Here is an 18,129-nt window from a genome sequence, read left to right as displayed (position 1 = left end):
AATTAAGCAATTTTAAAAAGGAATATTTAACTCAATAAAGTAGAATTAGATTATTCTGCATTAAGAATAAAAAAATCGGTAGTAATTCACAAAATTTATAATTAAAACTATAAAATCAAAATTTTCAAAAATCACCGTTTTTAGCCCTAAAACAAACAAAAAACCCTTTAAAATAGTCAAATAAATCATAAAATAGATCAATTTCTTGCATTTTAACAATATTATACTATGTTATAGTTTAACCTTAATTTATTCTATGCGACAATTAAAGATCACTAAACAAATTACGAACAGAGATGCTAAATCATTAGAAAAATACTTTCAAGAAATCAGTAAAATAGATTTGATTACTGCAGACGAAGAGGTAGAATTGGCAAAAAAAATTCGTGAGGGTGATCAGAAAGCGTTAGATAAATTAGTGAGCGCCAATCTAAGGTTTGTAGTATCTGCGGCGAAGCAATATCAAAATAGAGGTCTACGTCTTACAGACCTTATAAACGAAGGTAATTTAGGTCTGGTAAAAGCTGCAAAACGCTTTGATGAAACTAGGGGATTTAAATTTATATCCTATGCTGTTTGGTGGATCCGTCAATCTATACTTCAGGCGCTATCCAATAAATCTCGACTTATACGTTTACCACAGAACAAGATCGCAACTAGCTCTAAAATCTATCAAGTATACTCTACTCTAGAACAAGAAAACGAAAGAGCACCTAGTGCTTCTGAAATTGCAAAAGAATTAGATATGAATGTTTCAAAAGTAAAAAGCTCTTTGAAAAATTCAGGTAAATCCATTTCATTAGATGCTCCTTTTAAAGATGGGGAATCTTCTTCTCTATATCATGTTCTAGAATCTACAAAACTGAATAGCCCAGACAAAGAGATGATGGAAGAATCATTGGAAACCGATATTAATCAAGTTTTAAAGAAAATACCCGAAAGGCAAGGCGATGTTCTTCGTCTCTTCTTCGGTCTTGGCAATCAGCCTGCTATGAGCTTAGTTGAAATAGGTGAGGTTTTTGACGTTACCAGAGAACGTGTACGTCAAATAAAAGACAAAGGTTTAAAATCTTTACGCCGCACGTCTAATACAGAAATTCTACGCGCTTACCTGTAAAACACTACGCCATCACAAAGCTAAAACTAGCACACTGTTTATTATTAACATCCTTTAAAATACAATAACACAAACTTAACAACTCTAATTTGGAGTTGGTAAGGCATATGTTATGTTATTATTTATAACACCATTACATGAAATTATTTTACATCAGAAGAGAAAGCAACACCAAAGAATTGTACAGAACACGTAACGGACTAAAAAAGTCTAAGGTCACCTCAATCACAAAATACTTTATGGGTATACCTATAAAAACTTTACACACCTACAGACAAATATATCACAGACGTAAAAACAACGCTGTCGAAAAAATGTTATTTATCTAATTATACAGTCATACATATAATCCAATAATTAAAATTGAATTCATGAAAATACTAGTAATAGGAGCCGGCAACATGGGCTTGACTTATGCAGAAGGCATGTCGAAATCAAAATTACTTAAGAAGAGAAATATAATGGTGCTAGATACTTCTGAAGAGAAGCTAGAGGCATTACGCGAGAACCCACAATTTGATGCTTTTGATGACTTAAAGAAATGTGCTCCAGAGGCTGATATCATTTTTATAGCAGTTAAACCTTACCATGCAGAGAGCGTATTTTTAAAATTGAACTCTCTTGTAAAACCTGGTCAAATTCTTATTTCCATTATGGCAGGGGTTACCATGGAAACGATTAAAAATTTAACCGGACTCACAAAAATAGTACGTGCCATGCCTAATTTACCGGCACAAATTGGTAAAGGGTTGACTTCATTTGTTGCTTCTGAAGATGTTACCAGAATTGAGTTACTGACTATAGAAAGTCTACTGGACACAACAGGTAAATCTGTTTTGGTTAGTGATGAGAATTTCATTGATGCCTCCACAGGTATTTCCGGTAGTGGTCCTGCATATGTATTTTACTTCATGCAGAGTATGATGGAAGCTGCTCTAAAAATGGGCTTTACCCCAAAGGTTTCAAAAGTATTGGTAGCACAGACCTTTACCGGTGCCATTGAGCTTTTTAATCAAAACGAACTTTCCCCAAACTCTTGGATGGACAAAGTTGCCAGTAAAGGTGGTACTACACGGGCAGCGCTAGATTCTATGGAAAATAACAATGTAGGAGAACTAATCAAGGAAGCAGCGTTCGCAGCATTTGAACGTGCAGTAGAACTTGGAAAAGAAAAAGTAAATGTATAAACAGAAAATAGTAATTAAGGTAGGCACTAACGTAATGACCAATAAGGACAATCGTATTGTGAGACCGGTATTGCGAAATTTGGTACAACAAATTGCAGAATTATATGAAAGAGATATTATAACCGTGCTAGTTTCTTCTGGCTCCGTTATTGCGGGACGTGAAGTTTTAGGTGCCTCAGCTATTGAGGATGATACGCAACGTAGACAAGTATACTCGGCCATTGGGCAACCGCGTATGATGCGTTTATATTATAATATTTTTCATGATTACGGAATGAAGTGCGCTCAGGTATTACCGACAAAGCGAGATTTTACGCCAGGCGTGCATAGACAGAATATGATTGATTGTGTAGAAGGATTATTATCTGAAGGTGTAATTCCTATTGCAAATGAAGATGATGCAGTTTCGGTTACCATGAGTATGTTTTCAGATAATGATGAGCTAGCAAGTTTAATTGCACAACTTATCGACGCAGACAAAATGATTATCCTAACAGATATTGACGGTCTTTATACCGGTCACCCAAATGCAGAAAGCAGTAATCTTATAACTCATGTGAACCCTGAGGAAAATCTAGATAAATTTATTCAGGATAATAATAAAAAAGCAGGAGAAGGCCGTGGTGGCATGGGGTCTAAATTAGATTATGCTCAACAGGCAGCAGCCAAAAATATACCGACATACATTGCAAATGGTAAAAAAGAGCGTACAATAATTGATATTATAGAAGGAAAAAATGTGGGTACGAAAGTAACCCTAGAAGAAAAAGTAGAAGCATAATGAAAATAATTTCAACGGAAATAAAAAACAAGGTTTTAAACAGCATGATGCGCCTTTTGGATGAAAACCGAAGTAGCATATTAGACGCTAACAAGAAAGACCTTAATCTTTTTGAGAAGGATGATCAAGCCATGTACGATAGGCTTATCGTAACCAACAACAAAATTGATGGTATGATCGGTTCTATAGAAAAGGTAATGTCTCAAGACGATCCCGTAGGCAAAGTAATTTCTCAACAACACTTAGACAACGGGTTGGATATCAGTAATAAAACAGCTCCTTTTGGTACAATAATGATTATTTATGAATCTAGACCAGATGTCACTATAGAAGCTGCGGTTCTTGCTTTTAAAGCAAACAATAAAATTCTTTTAAAAGGTGGTAAAGAAGCTCTGCACAGTAATACCATTCTGGTAAAACTTTGGCATAAAGCTCTTGAAGAAAACGGATTATCAGAAGCGTTTATTCAACAATTGACCATGAATAGGGAAGAAACGCAAGAGTTTTTAAGAAACCCAACTGAAAAACTTGATCTTATAGTACCAAGAGGCGGTGAACGTTTGATCAGTTTTGTAAAAGAACATGCCAAATGTGCTGTATTGGTGAGCGGTAGAGGTAACAATTTTTTGTTTGTAGATAAAGAAGCAGATTGGGAGAAAAGCATAAAAGTCATCATGAACGCCAAAACCGAGAAAATATCGGCTTGCAATGCTCTTGATAAAATCTTGATCAATTCTAAAATTGAGAATTACGAGCAAAAACTAACGGATATTTACCAACTTTTAAATGCAAATGGCGTAGAAACATTAGTAGATACAAATGTAAATTCTGTTCTAAAAGACGCACAACGCATTCAAGATGATTCTATCTGGCAAGAAGAATTTCTTGCTATGAAGTGTTGTCTAGGTGCAGTTGAATCTTTAGATGAAGCAGTTGAAAAAATAAATGATAATTCTGGCGGACATTCTGCTACAATTATGACCTCAAATAAAAACACGGCCCTACAATTTATGGAAGAAGTAGACTGTGCGGCTGTATACCAAAATGCGTCAACGCGTTTTACAGATGGCGGACAAATGGGTGTTGGTGCAGAATTGGCTATTAGTACAGACAAATTGCATCACCGTGGTCCTTTAGGGTTAAAACAATTGGTCACCAACAAGTATTATGTATTTGGTGATGGTCAAATTCGTGAATAGTTAACGCAATTTTTATCTGATAATCGAAATTTATGTTCGAAACAATTGAAAACATAGACGGTGCTTTGGTTTACCATGGCAACATGCATAAACGTATTTATTTCTCTCAAGCCGATAATGTTGACTTGGACAACTTGCTTCAAAAAATGAAGACTCTTGCAAACGAGAAGCAATATGAAAAAATTCTAAGTAAGACATCCGAAGAAAAAGCAGCTATTTTAAAGTCAAAAGGCTTTGAGATAGAAGCCAAAATTCCAGGTTTATATAATGGCACCACTGATGGTTATTTTCTAGCGGATTATATCAACAAAGAACGCCATGGGTATAATGATAAAATAGCTAAGACGATTGCTACAGTAAAATCTATTGCCCAAGCTGCCAACAAACCAGATTCTGATTCCTATTTTCATATGCCTGAAAATATGACTTTAAGAGAGCTTGCGAGTAATGAGTTTCATTTGCTTGAAACTTTACATAACAAAGCATATAAATATCATCCAAATCAAATTAAAGATGTTACCTATTTCTCAAAGCTAAAAGAATTAAATCATGAGTTCTATGGGCTTTTTCAAAATGGACAATTACTTGTTTCTGCCATCATTGGCATTAACAAGGAAGAGGGTAATATGGAAATTGTAGATTTTGTAACACACCCAGATTACAGAGGCCAAAATCTATCATACTTCTTGGTGCAAGACATTAAGGAGAAAATGAAAAGTTTTGCGTGCAAAACTATATATACCATGGTTAGATCTACATCTTACGGATTAAACATTACCTTTAGTAAGCACGGGTTCATTTTTGCTGGAACCTTGAACAATAATTGTATGGTCAGAGATACTTTAGAAAGTATGAATGTCTGGTATTTTAAAGAGCCCGAACAAAGTAAACCGTAATCTTATTTAATTTAGATTTTTAAAATGTGCCGATGTGAATATGAACTATTCATATCGGCACATTTTATCTATTGTCTCATTTAATTACAATAATCCTTTGATAACCCGTTATTTTATGCTTTATTTGAAAATCACAACTAAAAATTATCAAATTCACTAACGAGAGGTGCAAAAAATATGAAATTCATTCCTAACCTTTCTTATGACTGTGTAATATTTGGTTTTAATGGTAAGACATTAAAAATTTTAATTCTAGAATATCACAATACGGGCTTATTTGCACTTCCGGGGGGATTTATCAAAAAAGACCAGAGTTTAAAAGACGCCGTAAACAAAGGTGTAGAAGATAGGACGGGGCTTACAAACGTTTTTATGGATCAGTTTCAGGTTTTTGATAAACCCGATAGAGCCAATGTTTTTGATATGCGCCGCATCTTAGAAGGTAATAACAAAGACCTAGAAGAAAATAGTTGGATGCTAGAACGCTTTTTAACGGTAGGGCATTATGCACTTATTAATTATGAAGATGTAGATCCAAAACCAGATCACCTTTCTGATAGTATTGGTTGGTATGACATTGATAATGTACCACAATTAATGATGGATCATAACGAAATTGTAGATAAAGCTCTTGAGGTACTTCGTAACAACATCAGTGAAAAATTGATAGGTATGAACTTACTACCTCAAAAATTTACGATGAAGCAATTACAACAAGTTTTTGAAGCCATTTTAGACCAAACATTAAGACGCACAAGTTTTCAACGCAAAATGTTGTCGTTAGATATCTTAGAACGACATGAGAAACTTTTTGAGGGCAAAGCTCATAAAGCTCCATACCTCTACAGCTTTAAATAATAAAACTAACACGCTCAATTAATACAACAACAATGAACAAATCAAGATTAAACAACTTTTTAAAATGTACCGTTCTCGCAGCTTTTATGTTCGGCACATTGACCACCTACGCCCAAAAGAAATTTGGTGGCCTTGCACTTTACACGGTTAGAGACGATATGGGTACAAATGCAAAGACTACGCTACAGGCAGTTTCAGATGCAGGTTATAAAAACATTGAAGCAGCCGGTTATGAAGATGGCAAGTATTATGGTATGACTCCCGCAGATTTTAAAGACTTATTAAAATCTTTAAAATTAAAACCAATCAGTACGCACCAAAGTGCAGTAACTCTTGACAATGCAGATAAGATGATGGCAGATGCCAAGGCTGCAGGTTTTAAATATTTCGTAGTTCCAATTCCTCCAATGGGTATGTTTACCTTCAACCAAGAAGACAGAACCATGGGTATGACAGGCACTGTAGAAGACTTGGCTAAAATTTTAACCACCCTTGGTGAAAAGGCAAATAAAGCAGGGTTAAAATTATTATACCACAATCATGATTTTGAATTCAAAAAGAATGCTGAAGGTATTGTACCAATAGACTACTTATTAGAAAACATAGACTCTAAACTACTGAACTTTCAGATGGATTTGTTTTGGGTTACCAAAGCAGGTGCCAACCCTATTGCTTATTTCAACAAGTACCCAGGTCGTTTTAAAATATGGCATGTTAAAGATATGGACGAACAAGGTAGGTTTGCCCCGGTGGGTACAGGTTCTATAGGGTTCAAAAATATCTTGGCGAACAAAGAGCTTTCTGGAATGAAGTACTATATGGTTGAGCAAGATATGACCTTTGACGGTTTAAAACCTTTAGACGCCATTAAAATTAGCCATGAAGGTATTAAAGAAATAGGTTTCAAATAATAATTAATACCAAACAACGGAGAATGCCCCGAAGAGATTTTTCTCTTTGGGGTTTTCTTTTTTTACAAACTACCATTAAACCTTTCTCCTTTAAAACAGTCATAACCGTTTATAAAAATATGTTCCTATTTTTGCTCGGCCAATGCCAATTTATAAATAATACAAAATGAGAATGACCACAAGTTTACGTATGAGAATTATTCACCGCTACCTAGGTTTCTTTTTAGCCGGTATCATGGCTATGTATGCCATTAGCGGAATTATCATGATTTACAGAAATACCGATTTTCTGAAAAGTGAAAAAATTACAGAACGTCAGTTACAACCAAATTTAAAAACTGCTGAACTTAGTGGCGCACTACGTATTAAAGGAGGCGTAAAACCCGAAAAGACAGAGGGCGATATTGTTTACTTTAAACAAGGTCAGTACAACACTGCTACAGGCATGGCGACTATAAAAAAAATGGAACTTCCTTTTATTTTAGATAAAATGGAACACCTTCATAAAGCAACAACGAATAGTCCCGTATATTTTCTGAATATATTTTTCGGACTATCATTGCTGTTTTTCGTAGTCTCCTCTTTTTGGATGTTTATGCCAAAAACTACAGTGTTTAAAAAAGGGTTATATTTTTCATTAGGCGGCATAGTGTTGACTATTATACTACTATTCGTATAGCTTGAAAATATTTTCTAATACTAAAACCGCTTTAAAGAGATTTCTTTAAAGCGGTTTTTTAGTTTTGCCGGGTACAGTTGCTAGCATCAAACATGCGTACTCTAGTTACCAACCCCTAGCCCCTCCCAAGAGGGAAAAAGACCCTCACTTTGATTAAACTTTTAGATAATAAAAACAAATAACTCGTACAAAAACCAATCCTTCAAACGACCAATAATAAAAAAACTCCCTCCCGGGAGGGGATTGAGGGGTGATCCGCTGGATAATAACAAAACCGTACTTCTTAAATAAAAACAAAAACGTATACCACTTATTTTCACTAATTTCATGTAATATAATCCAACTGAATAAAGACCATTAAAATCCAACCATTATTAAATGAAAAATCTCATACTATTAGCACTACTGTTTATTTCTACAATATCCATTCACGCCCAATCCAAATTGATTAAGGCAGATTCGTACTTAAATGTTAGAACTGGTAAATTAATCTCTCCAGCTAATCTTCTCATCGAAAACGGAACTATAAAATCCATCAACCCTAAGACATTGCCTAACAATCTAGAAACTGTAGACCTAACAGGTAAAATCTTATTACCCGGCCTTATGGATATGCACGTTCATTTAGATGGCGATTTTAGAGGGAACTGGGACTATGTCTATAAAGAAAGTGCCAGTCAAGGTACCGTAAGGGCAATCGTGAATGCTGAAAAAACATTAATGGCCGGTTTCACCACCATAAGAAGTATAGGGCAGCTGCATATTACACCAGAGCTTATAGATGTTGCAGTTTCCGAAGCTTCTGACAATGGAATGATAGCTGCACCGAGAATCATTCCATCGGGACATATGATTTCTATTAATGGCGGGCATGGTGACATTTCTTTAGGACTAGCCGAAGGATTAGTTACCGTTGGGCCTAATGACGGAATCATCAATGGAAAATATGATGCTATCGAAGCGGTACGCTATCAAATTAAGCATGGGGCTAAATTTATTAAAATGCACGCTACTGCTGGTGTATTGTCTATGGAAGATGCTATTGGCGCACAACAATTAAGCAATGAAGAAATGAAGACCATTGTGGATGAAGCTTCTAGACATCATATTAACGTTGCCGCCCACGCACATGGAACAGAAGGCATTAAAGAGGCAATAAGAGCTGGTGTATACTCTATTGAGCACGGATCTATTATTGATGATGAAGGTATTCAGTTAATGAAAGAAAAAGGGGTGTATTTAGTTCCTACAAGGGGTCTAGCCACTATCATTGAACCTATGATAGACAAAATGGACCCCGTCATGGCCGGTAAAGCTGAATATGTAATGCCTATTGCCAAGCAAAACCTGAAGAATGCTATAAAAGCTAATGTAAAAATTGCCTTTGGTACAGATACTCCTATAATCCCTCATGGAAAAAATGCTATTGAATTCGCGGCATTAATGGAGTGTGGCATGAATTCTATGGAAGCTATACAAACAGCTACCACTAATAGTGCAGCAATGTTAGAACTTACCGATCGTGGTGAGCTAAAACAAGGGTTACTAGCAGATATTATTGCAGTAGACGCCAATCCTATTAAAGATATATCCACTTTAGAACATGTAAAGTTTGTAATGAAAGGTGGTGTGGTATATAAAAACGAAAAGTAACATATGGCTTAGAATTTTAATTCTAAAAAAAACGAAAATCATGAATTTACCGCAACGCAATTTTATCAAAACAATCTTTTTCGGTGTGTTAACCAAATAAAGAAACAGATAGTGACTAAAATTTAATAATTGCAGACCTATACCCTTTACCTCACCCAACACTGGTATCTTGCATGTATAAATTACCCTTATGAAAATCAATTTATTGTCATGTGATGCCCAAAGACCAGATAGAAGAGCGATAGCTAATTGTATTGCAGAATTATCATCTAATGTTAGCGATTCGCTTGCCAATGAGCTTACAGATATTCTTTTAGAAGGTGATGCAGTAGATATTGAAGTAAGCGATAAAAATTCTGGTTCAGCTTTAAGAGCTTTACGAAAGCTGAGTATAGATTATGAGATTATAGAATAAGGCGTTCTACATTCAGCTTTTGTTAGCTTGTTCGTTATAAATAATATTGTCACTTCGAGTGAACTACGAGGTACAAGAAGTTTGTATCGAGAAACATTCGTGTACCAAAGGGTTCTCGATACAATTTTAAGTTTCCATTGCATTACAACATAAAACCACTGGAACTGACAATACGTATTCAATTCAATAAATGTTAGTCCTTTCATTCTAAGTAATATTGTCACTTCGAGTGAACTACGAGGTACGAGGAATTTGTATCAAGAAACATTCGTGTACCAAAGAGTTCTCGATACAATTTTAAGTTTCCATTACATTACAACTTAAAACCACTCGAACTGACAATGCGTATTCAATTCAATATATGTTAGCCCATTCGTTCTAAATAATATTGTCACTTCGAGTGAATTTTCGAAGAATGAGAAAATTTGTATCGAGAACTCGTTTGTCACCATCTCCCAACTTACCAAAATCCAAAATACCCACCCTAGCCCCTCCCAAGAGGGGAACAGATAGTGACTTTTATTTAGCTTTTTAGACAAATAAGAAGAAATAGTTATTATAGAAACAGAAGCTCCCAACAAACCATAAATTCGCAAATAAAAACGCAATTCTCCCCTCTTGCGAGGGGGGTTAAGGGGTGGGTGCTACGGTGTACTCGTTCTAACTACAAACGCAGCTCGTTATATTCTCTTTACACCCCATATATTTTTCTGATAGTTTTACGGAAACCCGTAAGAAAATATACCGTATCTTCTTTATATTGCAGTACCAAGCAAAGTACACTCCCCCTACCACTTTAGCAGAAACTAATTTAAAAACCACTACATATACCCGAAATATGTGTAATTGTGTATATACACAATCGTTAGCACCAATATGACCAAACAACAATGGGGTTAAAATTTAGAAGAAGACAAAAATTATTTCCGGGTTTCTATGTAAACTTTAGTGCGAGCGGAATTAGCACTACTTTGGGAATTAAAGGATTTAATGTTAATCTTAATAAGGACGGAGCTTATTTGAATACTGGAATTCCCGGAACTGGAATTTATGACAGGAAAAAAATTACTGCCTGGGATTCAAAAAATCAAAAATCCGTAGACTTTCCACCAGAAACACAACAAACCGAAAACTATTTCCTTCCAGAAAATTTGAGAGGAGAAATAAAAAGTAAAAATGCTTCTGAAGTTACTACACAGGGTTTATTGGAATTGAAAGAAACATTAGTTGCTGCTAATAAAGAAATGGTTGCAATTAAAAAAGAGATTTCACAACTTGAAAAAAAGGTTAAAAATTCAAATACTTTAAGAATAATTTCAAAAGTTTTTTTAATTGGTTTTTTAATTAAATGGTTCGATAAAGATTATCTTGAGAAAAAGGAATATTTAGTCAATTTAAAAAAACAAGTTACAGAATGCCATATTGATATAGAAATTGATATGGATAGAGTCCTCGATGAAAAATATTTGAAACTAAAACTTGCATTTGACAATTTATTAAATTCTTCCATCATTTGGGATATGACTAACGCAGTTCCAAATGATGACAATCGGTCTTCTGCTAACAGAAGCATAGAACGTAAGCCCACAAAAGTAAGCTATCAGAAAATACCATTTTTAAATTCGGTTTATGAGGCTATGTGTTTTCAAAATCAAAATGGCAGTAATATTTACATTTATCCAGGTTTTGCTGCGCTATTTGATAACAAGGAAAATTTTGGACTCATTGAAATTGACAAATTAAATTTAACCTTTGAATCAATGAACTTTCTCGAAACTGAAAAAATACCTAAGGACAGTAAAATAGTTGGAGAAACCTGGGCAAAAGTAAACAAAGACGGAACACCCGATAGAAGATTTAAGGATAATTATAAAATCCCATTAGCACGATATGGAGAGTTAACTTTTAAAAGTAATACCGGAGTTTTTGAAGTTTTTCTTTTTAGTAATGAGGAGTACTCGAAAGAGTTTGCTGATAGATACAATAATTATATTGAATAAAAAGCGTATGGTAACAATGTATATACCCCATTGCTAATTCTAGCCTATTTACGAAAATCCTTTTTAATGTTTTATTCGATTTGAGTTTGCTAAATTGGGTGCTTAGAACACGTAATAAACCATGAGACAATCAACCATAACAACCCTATTTTTATTTTCTTTTCTATCTCTTTTTTCTCAAAATAACCTAGAAGACTATGTAAAAGAAGGTATTGAACATCATGATAATGGAGATTATGACAATGCCATTGCTTCTTATTCTAAAGCGCTTGATGTAGACCCAAAATCTACTCTAACTCATTATGAAATGTCTTTGAGCTACTTCTCAAAAGGGAATTATGAAGAAGCTGTCAAGTACTCAGATTTTGTTCTAAAGCAAAAGGAAGATTATTTGTTAGAGGCCACTCTAACAAAAGGGTCATCTTTAGATATGTTAGGTAAAACAAAAGAGTCAATCAAGCTTTTTGAAAAAGCAATCAAACAAAAACGTATCCATTATTTGCTTCATTTTAATTTAGGTATAAACCACTACAAGCTTAATGATTTAGATAAAGCAGAAGAGCAACTACTTAAGGCAATTGAACTAAATCCTAATCATTCAAGTAGTCATTTGATACTCTCATACATTCATAATCAAAAAGGTAATACGGTTCAAACCTTACTAGCATCACATTATTTTCTATTTCTAGAACCAGATAGTGAAAGGTCAAAAATTGCATTTGGAAATCTTCAAGATAATTTTGGAGGAAATGTCACCCGAGACTCTGAAAAACCCAATAACATTAATATTTTGTTGAACATGAACAACGACAAACAATTTAGTTCCACAGAATTAATGATTTCTATGTTAGAAGCTTCAAGATCCTTAGAAGAGAACAAAGACAAAACTGATGAAGAAATGTTCTTAAAAAACACAGAATCATTCTTTAAGATACTAGGAGAATTAAAGGATGATAACAACAAAGAAATTTGGTGGACTTTCTACATTCCCTTTTTTTATGATTTAGCTAAAAGCGAGCATTTAGAAACCTATTGCCAATACATTAGCCAAAGTAAAAATGAAGATGCCCTGAAATGGTTAGCCGTAAACAATGATAGATTAGTAGCGTTTGATCAATGGTTGAGAAGAGAGCAATAGCATTTATGTAAATGGGTATTTAATAGAATCCGCTAAATACAAATTCCCAACCGATAGTATTGTTGAAGTGGAGTTAGTGACACCTACTACCGAAAATAGACTAGAACAAAAAGTCATCAATACTTGGACATTGACTCAAGAAGAACGAGAAAAAAGCTTAACCACAAATTTCAAACCTATCCCGAAAAACCTATCCACCGCAACAGACCCACTAAACAATTTCACTCCATTTTCTAGCAATATGATAGCAATTATCACTATTTTCAATAACATCATATTGAAAATTGCTATTTCTATGCATTAATAGCATTTTTAGCATACACTATAAACATCAAGTTTCAATGAAAATCAAATTAGATTATTAACCTCACTTTTCATTTTAAACTTGCTATAAAATTTTACATCATGAACTCTCTGCTAAAACAACGGTTGCATTACCTTTCTCTGTCATTAGTATGCATTCTATGTACAACATTCGCTTTTGCCCAAGACATTAAAACCAATACCACCCCTGCTCTACTCATTGGACAAGGGGATCAACTATCAAGAATAAAAAAAGAACTTGCAGCGGGCAATTCAGATTTGGTTGCCGCCTTAAAAATAATCGTTGAAAAAGCTGATGCTGCACTTGAACAACCCATTGTCAACGTTTTTGCCGAAGGTGCGTTACCACCTAGTGGCGATGCACACGACTACTTTAGCTATAGCCCATATTGGTGGCCAGATGCTGAAAATCCTGATGGTCCGTACATTTGGCGTGACGGGGTTACAAATCCTGATCGTCGCACTTCTGATGTTTCTAGACTCGAGGCTATGGGCAGAGCGGTTAGTTCGTTGGTTCCTGCTTGGTATTTCACGGGCGATGAACGTTATGCACAACGTGCCGTACAGCAAATTCGTGCCTGGTATCTTGATCCTGAAACTAGAATGAACCCTAATTTCCGTTTCGGTCAAAAGCGCCGTGGTCATGATTATAATAGTAGTGGAGGTATTCTAGAATCTAATAGAATGGATTGGGTCGTTGATTGCGCAATTTTACTTGAAGACTATTCTGGCTGGACAGAAAAAGACCAAAAAGACCTACGAAGTTGGTTTGGTGAATTAGCGACTTGGATGGTGGAAAGTCCGGAAGGAATAGAGGAGGCTATGCAGCCCAACAACCATGGTGCTTGGTATAATTATCATTTAATTCTCTATTCGCTCTATGGTGAAAAACCCGAAATTGCACGCAATCACCTAGACCTTATGCCCGCACGTATTTTTGGGCAGGTCTTCATTGATGGTCGCCAGCCACAGGAACTTATCCGCACCAATGCATTAAGCTATAGTGTATACGGTGCCCGTGCACTTACGGGCGTTGCCCGCTTAGGTCGCCACCTAGACTATGATTTATTTACTTATCGCAGTACAGAGGGTCGTAGCATACGGCTAGCTATTGATTACATTACTCCTTTTATTATCGGTGAAGAAGAATGGCCAGGTGAACAAGTTAAACCTGTCAGCACCAGTAGAGCCAACGAGTTGTATTGGAATGCCGCACTTGGCTTCAAGGAACGTGAATTTGCCAATATTCTAAATAAACTGCCGGGAGATGCCTTGCCATCACCCATTGTTCAATTACTTGACCCATTGCCAAATGGCTGGTAAATTAGTTATTCATCAATCAAAAAAATCAAATGAAAAAACGCTTTATTTTCACCTATTTCATCTTAATGACAATTACCCCTCTTTTAGCCCAAGAGGATAAATTTCTATCGGATTTTGTAGAGCGATTAGAGAACTCCAATAAGTACTTACAATTGGTTGCCGAAATGATGCCAGAAGAACATTATGATTATAAGGTTACGCCCGAGTCTTTATGCTTCTCCGAAAATTTAATGCATATTGGTTTTGCTTTAGACTGGCACAGCCAATCACTTTTAGGCGATCGTGAGGCACGAGTGTACCAGACGGACACCATTTTTAAACCTGCGAATAAAACTAAAGCTGAAATGATGGCAAGAATAGACCAAACTTTTGGCGAAGCTATAGCACTGCTGCAAGAGTTTGATACCAACAAACTAGATGATCATTTAGATTATTTTGGGCTAGACCGCTCTAAAAGACAAATATGTATGCTTTTGGCAGATCATATTACGCACCACAGAGGGCAAATGTTAGTTGCCATGCGCCTAAAGGGCCTAACGCCACCAAGGTATGTGTTATACCAATAAGTAGTTTAGAAATACTACTCTTGCTTCTTCTTGTCGTTTTTCATTAAACTATATACCACAAGTACTAGCCCAAGACAAACTGCCGCAAAAATGGCAATTAAAATAACACCGTGCCCCCAGTTCACCAAAGGAAGATTTAATAACGTCATAAGTTGGTCATTTAATTTGATGTAAAAATAAATTCTAACGGCTTTTTATTCTATGACAATTGTCAGTTCACAGAAATAGTCAAGCATATTTTATATAGCGATTATCGCTCAAAGATTGTTTGCCATATTTGGGTTCTGTATTTTTATAGTTACAAATGATATTTGAAAATGGTAGATAAGATTAAATGCCCCAATTGTGCTCATGAGTTTGATGTTGAAGAGGCACTTTCTGGTAAAATGCAAGCGCATTTTAAGGCTGAATACGAACGTAAGGTAGCTGAGCAGGCAGAAATATTCAATAAGGAACGTAGAAAACTTGAAGTTGAGGTTGAAGAATTTGAGAAGAAGAAAGAAAAAGAGAACGAGCTTTTTAAAGAGAAGCTAGCGCAACGTATTGCCAAAGAATCTGAAAAAATACAAAAGCAGACCAACGAATCTTTTGAGCAACAGCTACGTGCCCTACAACAGGAGAACGAAAAAAAGAAAGAGGAAAACAGAACCTTGCGCGCACAAGAAATAGACCTTTTAAAACGTGAGAACGAATTAAAAGAAAAAGCTGAAGAGCTTAAAATGAACGTGCAAAAAGAGCTGTTAGAGAAACAATCTGTCATTGAAGAAAAGGCAAAGGCAAAAGAGCGTGAGGCTATGGCTTTAAAAGAAAAAGAATACCAAAAGCAACTTGACGACCAAAAGAAGTTGATTGATGAAATGAAACGCAAGGCAGAACAGGGTTCTATGCAAATGCAGGGCGAAATACAAGAATTAGCTCTTGAAGAATTGCTACGTAATACCTACCCTTTTGATAATATTGATGAGGTTGGCAAGGGTATTCGTGGTGCAGATTGTATACAAACGGTAATCAACTCTCTTCAGCAGACTTGTGGTTCTATCGTTTATGAAAGTAAGCGTACCAAAAACTTCTCTAACGATTGGATCAATAAACTTAAGCAAGACCAGATCAATTGTAAGGCTGATATTGCAGTAATTGTAACGGAGACTTTTCCGTCAGATATGGATCGCTTTGGTGAGAAAAATGGCGTGTGGATCTGCGGATTCAATGAGGTGAAAAGTGTATCGCTCGTTCTTCGTGAACTACTTTTAAAAACACAATCTATAAAATCATCTGACGAAAACAAAGGCGATAAGATGGAGCTGCTCTATTCTTACCTAACCAGTAACGAGTTTGTACAAAATATCAATAGAATTATAGAAAATTATGATTCTATGATTAAGCAATTGAATTACGAAAAGAAAGCGGCCTACAAGAATTTTGCAGTTCGCGAGAAGCAAATTTGGGGTGTTCAAGAAAATATAAACGTGCTCTTTGGCTCTATTAAAGGGATTGCTGGTAACGCCTTATCTACTTCGACTATTCTTGATTTACCGGATGCGGAGATTGATGATTAGTCGGTTAGTTAGTGAACTAGTTTGCTAGTGGGTTAGCGGATTTTTGCTGCGCGATATTCGCTATACGCTCTTCGCTTGCCTTATACACTTTGGTAGTTCTTGTTTTGTTCTTAAAATCACTGAGCATTTTTCGTGTTGTATTTAGCGCTAGGCGTGCCGCGCATTACGCTAAACACTTTTCGTTTTTGAATTAAGCCATGTAATCATTTTTTCGAATCTGAAAGAGACCCAAATAAGGTATATACAACCAATGAAGCTTCCAAAATTACTGCTTGATGTATCTTTAAAATAAAAGACATTTAAGAGTGTTGCCGCTAAGCCTAATATTCCAATAATGAGTAAAAAGTATTTCAAATATTTAATAGTAAATGTTTTTATAAATTACGCCAATGCGGCTCCAAATGACTCTCCTAGCTCAAAAAAATACCCGACACCTAACATAATCGCTATTAATAATACTACTATATACCAATAATAAGATGTCTTTACTTTTTGCATGTTTTTGACTATTTTGATAATCATACTTAACTATAAGTTTCATTTTTATGCAAAATGTTACATGTTTTAGCAAAAAAATATTTTATGAAATTAACGCTTAACTTATTTGTTTTTCTACTTCTGATCTTTTCCATCTCATGTAAACAAAAAAAGCAACTTCCCAATAATGAAGATTCAAAAATGTGGTCTCAATTCCTGAATATCTTAGAGAACAATGACACATTGGCTTTTAAAAAAGCATCCTACAAAACGATACGTTGTTATGACTGTTTAGAAAATACACCATTTGAATCTGAGCAAATGAACATTTTAAGAGAACAGGATTCGCTTTGGTATGACAAAATTTATGATGACCTCATCAACATTCCTATAGATAGTTTTGTAGCCAATGATTATAATATCCAATTTAAACCTGAATTCATAAAAGTCCTTCAGAAAAATGAAACTATAGTAATGAAAGATGAAGGCAATAATAGCATCTTTGCTCATATTCTAGTAACGACTACACCACCTACATTAGATTTTGAAGGTGGTCAGCACAGTTTTACTTTTTTTAAGGATAAAGACGGTAAATGGAAATTGAATGAAATCAGTACCATACCATAACTACGTTAGGACTAGGCTCCCACCCAATTTTTAAAATCTGATGCCTTTGCCTTACTCACCACAATACGTTCATTACACGGTGGATGAACATCTACCAGCAACTTACTGTTAAAATGTAATTTAATAGCGGTAATGGCTTCCCTACGCACTATAAACTGTCTATTGGCCCTGTAGAATAGCTGAGGATCCAGAGCTTCTTCTATATCTTCTAATTTTATGTCTAACACATAAAAACGCTCTTGTACCGTTACAGCTTTAACAAGCCCCGTATCTATATAAAAATAGGCGATATCGGCAGTTTTAATAGGTAACAACTGATCACCGACACCTACCAAAAATGTTTGCTTGTAATTCGTAGATTTATTCTGAATTAAATGTAACAGACTTTGCATTTGCTGCTCGTCTATTCCGCTACGCTGGTT

General features: G+C 35.3%; 20 protein-coding genes. 18 read left to right on the top strand and 2 right to left on the bottom strand.

Annotated features, from left to right (window positions below):
* Window positions 1–256: 256 nt before the first annotated feature.
* From ABJI11_RS16625 to ABJI11_RS16550, 16 genes are all read left to right on the top strand, one after another.
* On the top strand, window positions 257–1,117 hold the full coding sequence (locus ABJI11_RS16625) for an RNA polymerase sigma factor RpoD/SigA (RefSeq protein WP_348354734.1): 861 nt from the start codon (window positions 257–259) through the stop codon (window positions 1,115–1,117).
* 137 nt (window positions 1,118–1,254) lie between these two features.
* A complete protein-coding gene (locus ABJI11_RS16620; RefSeq protein WP_348354731.1) occupies window positions 1,255–1,446 on the top strand; it encodes a hypothetical protein in 192 nt (63 codons plus the stop codon).
* A 42-nt stretch (window positions 1,447–1,488) separates the two neighbouring features.
* Window positions 1,489–2,304, top strand: a complete 816-nt coding sequence (gene proC, locus ABJI11_RS16615; protein ID WP_348354728.1) for a pyrroline-5-carboxylate reductase — start codon at window positions 1,489–1,491, stop codon at window positions 2,302–2,304.
* Window positions 2,297–3,085, top strand: coding sequence for a glutamate 5-kinase (gene proB, locus ABJI11_RS16610; RefSeq protein WP_348354725.1), 789 nt, complete (start codon window positions 2,297–2,299; stop codon window positions 3,083–3,085). The genes proC and proB overlap by 8 nt, the downstream gene beginning before the upstream one ends.
* Window positions 3,085–4,284: a glutamate-5-semialdehyde dehydrogenase gene (locus tag ABJI11_RS16605; protein ID WP_348354722.1), complete on the top strand. Its 1,200-nt coding sequence runs from the start codon at window positions 3,085–3,087 to the stop codon at window positions 4,282–4,284. Before proB ends, ABJI11_RS16605 begins: the two co-directional genes overlap by 1 nt.
* A gap of 32 nt (window positions 4,285–4,316) precedes the next feature.
* Window positions 4,317–5,180: a GNAT family N-acetyltransferase gene (locus ABJI11_RS16600; RefSeq protein ID WP_348354719.1), complete on the top strand. Its 864-nt coding sequence runs from the start codon at window positions 4,317–4,319 to the stop codon at window positions 5,178–5,180.
* A 177-nt stretch (window positions 5,181–5,357) separates the two neighbouring features.
* A complete protein-coding gene (locus tag ABJI11_RS16595; RefSeq protein ID WP_348354716.1) occupies window positions 5,358–6,038 on the top strand; it encodes an NUDIX hydrolase in 681 nt (226 codons plus the stop codon).
* An 86-nt stretch (window positions 6,039–6,124) separates the two neighbouring features.
* Entirely contained in the window at window positions 6,125–6,949 is an 825-nt protein-coding gene (locus ABJI11_RS16590; protein WP_348354789.1) for a TIM barrel protein, read from the top strand.
* 166 nt (window positions 6,950–7,115) lie between these two features.
* Window positions 7,116–7,628, top strand: a complete 513-nt coding sequence (locus tag ABJI11_RS16585; RefSeq protein ID WP_348354714.1) for a hypothetical protein — start codon at window positions 7,116–7,118, stop codon at window positions 7,626–7,628.
* A 378-nt stretch (window positions 7,629–8,006) separates the two neighbouring features.
* Entirely contained in the window at window positions 8,007–9,281 is a 1,275-nt protein-coding gene (locus ABJI11_RS16580) for an amidohydrolase family protein (RefSeq protein WP_348354711.1), read from the top strand.
* Window positions 9,282–9,471: 190 nt separating this feature from the next.
* A complete protein-coding gene (locus ABJI11_RS16575; RefSeq protein WP_348354709.1) occupies window positions 9,472–9,696 on the top strand; it encodes a hypothetical protein in 225 nt (74 codons plus the stop codon).
* An 890-nt stretch (window positions 9,697–10,586) separates the two neighbouring features.
* On the top strand, window positions 10,587–11,696 hold the full coding sequence (locus ABJI11_RS16570) for a DUF4236 domain-containing protein (protein WP_348354706.1): 1,110 nt from the start codon (window positions 10,587–10,589) through the stop codon (window positions 11,694–11,696).
* Window positions 11,697–11,817: 121 nt separating this feature from the next.
* Window positions 11,818–12,834 (top strand): tetratricopeptide repeat protein, encoded by a 1,017-nt coding sequence (locus ABJI11_RS16565; RefSeq protein ID WP_348354703.1) that lies wholly within the window; start codon window positions 11,818–11,820, stop codon window positions 12,832–12,834.
* Window positions 12,835–12,901: 67 nt separating this feature from the next.
* The gene (locus ABJI11_RS16560; RefSeq protein ID WP_348354700.1) at window positions 12,902–13,138 is read left to right on the top strand and encodes a hypothetical protein; all 237 of its coding nucleotides are present in this window, start codon (window positions 12,902–12,904) and stop codon (window positions 13,136–13,138) included.
* A gap of 101 nt (window positions 13,139–13,239) precedes the next feature.
* A complete protein-coding gene (locus tag ABJI11_RS16555) occupies window positions 13,240–14,481 on the top strand; it encodes an alginate lyase family protein (RefSeq protein ID WP_348354697.1) in 1,242 nt (413 codons plus the stop codon).
* 29 nt (window positions 14,482–14,510) lie between these two features.
* Window positions 14,511–15,047 (top strand): DinB family protein, encoded by a 537-nt coding sequence (locus tag ABJI11_RS16550; protein ID WP_348354694.1) that lies wholly within the window; start codon window positions 14,511–14,513, stop codon window positions 15,045–15,047.
* 14 nt (window positions 15,048–15,061) lie between these two features.
* On the opposite strand, the gene ABJI11_RS16545 is transcribed toward ABJI11_RS16550, so the two are convergent.
* A complete protein-coding gene (locus ABJI11_RS16545) occupies window positions 15,062–15,196 on the bottom strand; it encodes a hypothetical protein (RefSeq protein WP_348354692.1) in 135 nt (44 codons plus the stop codon).
* Window positions 15,197–15,364: 168 nt separating this feature from the next.
* Between ABJI11_RS16545 and ABJI11_RS16540 the strand changes: the two genes are divergently transcribed.
* Entirely contained in the window at window positions 15,365–16,603 is a 1,239-nt protein-coding gene (locus ABJI11_RS16540) for a DUF2130 domain-containing protein (RefSeq protein ID WP_276493690.1), read from the top strand.
* 582 nt (window positions 16,604–17,185) lie between these two features.
* Complete coding sequence (locus ABJI11_RS16535; protein ID WP_348354689.1) at window positions 17,186–17,707, top strand: hypothetical protein; 522 nt, start codon at window positions 17,186–17,188, stop codon at window positions 17,705–17,707.
* An 11-nt stretch (window positions 17,708–17,718) separates the two neighbouring features.
* Here the strand turns inward: ABJI11_RS16535 and ABJI11_RS16530 are convergent.
* Window positions 17,719–18,129: LytTR family DNA-binding domain-containing protein (locus ABJI11_RS16530; RefSeq protein WP_348354686.1), on the bottom strand; the 411-nt coding region annotated here is incomplete at its 5' end.

The sequence above is a fragment of the Maribacter sp. genome (genome assembly GCF_039968975.1).
Classification (GTDB): Bacteria; Bacteroidota; Bacteroidia; order Flavobacteriales; family Flavobacteriaceae; genus Maribacter.
Note: the sequence above shows the minus strand (reverse complement) of the source record. Positions and strands in the feature narration are given on the sequence as shown.